The organism is Corynebacterium mendelii (assembly GCF_017307055.1).
Classification (GTDB): Bacteria; Actinomycetota; Actinomycetes; order Mycobacteriales; family Mycobacteriaceae; genus Corynebacterium; species Corynebacterium mendelii.
Window position 1 is genome coordinate 83,125 of record NZ_JAFLEQ010000008.1, and the last position, 1,862, is coordinate 84,986.

Annotated in this window: 2 protein-coding genes; one reads left to right on the top strand and one right to left on the bottom strand. The window is 67.1% G+C overall.

Annotated features, from left to right (window positions below):
* The first annotated feature begins 242 nt into the window (after positions 1-242).
* A complete protein-coding gene (locus JZY06_RS03725) occupies positions 243-899 on the top strand; it encodes a recombination mediator RecR (RefSeq protein WP_207278724.1) in 657 nt (218 codons plus the stop codon).
* A gap of 105 nt (positions 900-1,004) precedes the next feature.
* Here the strand turns inward: JZY06_RS03725 and JZY06_RS03730 are convergent, their stop codons facing one another.
* Complete coding sequence (locus JZY06_RS03730) at positions 1,005-1,769, bottom strand: type 1 glutamine amidotransferase (protein ID WP_207118471.1); 765 nt, start codon at positions 1,767-1,769, stop codon at positions 1,005-1,007.
* Between the last annotated feature and the right edge of the window lie 93 nt (positions 1,770-1,862).

The window sequence follows — 1,862 nt, forward strand, 5'->3', positions numbered from 1 at the left end:
GGTGCGGCCGGTGTGGTCAACGTGACGGCACCCGCCACTGTTTTTTCGGGCAACCCGTTGTCCGCTCGTGAGCTGCCGGCCGCGTCAGCCCGGGCATGGCCCGGCGGCACCGGCAACGGACAGTGGTGCGGTGCCGCTTGCTGTTGCGGCCCGCCCGTCAGGGCCGCCACCTGCAGCAGCAGTCATTCGTGGTGGGCGGCAGGTCCACCACCGTCACCGACGAGCGAAGGAGCAGCCCGGACATGTTCGAGGGACCTTTACAGGATCTGATTGATGAACTGTCCCGGCTTCCCGGGGTGGGGCCGAAATCGGCGCAGCGCATCGCTTTTTACCTGTTGCGCGCCGAGCCGGAGGACATCGGGCGGCTGCAGTCCGCCCTGTCCGCGGTGGCGGGGGGAGTGAGTTTCTGCCGGATCTGCGCGAACGTGTCCCGCGGGGATGTGTGCCGGATTTGCGCCGATTCCTCCCGCGACACCTCGATTGTGTGTGTCGTGGAGGAACCGAAGGACATCCAGGTCATTGAACGCACCGGCGAATACCGGGGCCGCTACCATGTGCTGGGCGGGGCGCTGGATCCGTTGTCCAATATCGGGCCGAAAGACTTGAACATCCAGCAGCTGCTGCAACGCATCGGCGGGGTGGGCAAAGACGTGGAACTGGCTGAATCCACCCCCGACAATCCGGTTTTCGCCGCTGCCCCCGATATCGCCGAGGTCATTGTCGCCACCGATCCCAACACCGAGGGTGAGGCCACAGCCGCCTATGTGGCGCGGATGCTCAAAGGATTCCCCGACCTGACGGTGACCCGTCTGGCCTCCGGGATGCCGTTGGGCGGGGATTTGGAATTCGTCGACGAATTGACCCTGTCCCGGGCTTTGACCGGGCGGCTGAAAATCTAGGCCGTAAAACACCAAGCCCACCCCCGCACCAGCCGGCACGCCCCGTGGCGTGCGGGCTGGTGGGGGAGACCCAGGCACATGTCCCCCGGCCGGGCCGCGTGGGGCCTAGACGTCGTCGCGGCGCAGGCGTTCGCGGCGCAGGGTGACCACTTCCGGCATGTCCAGCCCGGAAAGCTCAGCGGGGTCGATCCCCAGGGCACGGGCCAGGACCAGATCAGCCAGCTGCGGGTTGCGGGCCAGCGCCGGGCCGTGCATGTAGGTGGCGATCACCGATCCCTGGACCACGCCTTCGGCCGTGGTCTGCCGTTCGGGGTCACTGTCGCCTTCCGCGGCATGGCCGTCGCAGTTTCCGACACCGTCCATGACTGTTCCCAACGCCCGGGCGTCCCCGCCCAGCAGGGTGGCGCCCAAATGGTTTTCGAAACCGGTCAGCGGCGCAGTCAACGGCGCGGTGATGCCTTCCCCGGTCGGTGTGGACGACACTTCCCCGATGGTTCTGCGGCGCAGGGAACCGGTGGTGATGTCCAGCAGCGACAGCCCGGGCACCATTTTCCCGGACGCTCGGAATGACCGGCCCAGAATCTGCATTCCGGCGCAGATGGCGACAATGGGGGCTTTTTTCCCCGCGGCGGCCGCCAGGCCGCCGTCTTCCCGCAGATACTCGGCGGCCACGATCTGGGCGGTGTCTTCCCCGCCGCCGATGCAGTACATGTCCAGGGAATCGGGTACCGGATCGCCCAGGTGCACGGTGACAATATCGGCGGGAATACCGCGCATGCGGGCGCGCTGCCGGAGCACAAGCGCATTGCCGTCATCGCCGTAGGTGCCCAGGACTTCCGGGAGAATCAGGCCGATCTGCAAAGTGGACATCAGTTGCGCTCCTTGTTCTTGTCCCCGCCGCCGGTACCGCACTCCGGGTCACCGTCACCGCCGTCGTCGCCGTTGCCGCCGCCGTTGTCGCCG

Excerpts from the sequence above, each read along its gene's own strand:
- JZY06_RS03725 (WP_207278724.1), top strand. The coding sequence starts at position 243 with ATGTTCGAGGGACCTTTACAGGATCTGATTGATGAACTGTCCCGGCTT.
- JZY06_RS03730 (WP_207118471.1), bottom strand. The coding sequence starts at position 1,769 with ATGTCCACTTTGCAGATCGGCCTGATTCTCCCGGAAGTCCTGGGCACC.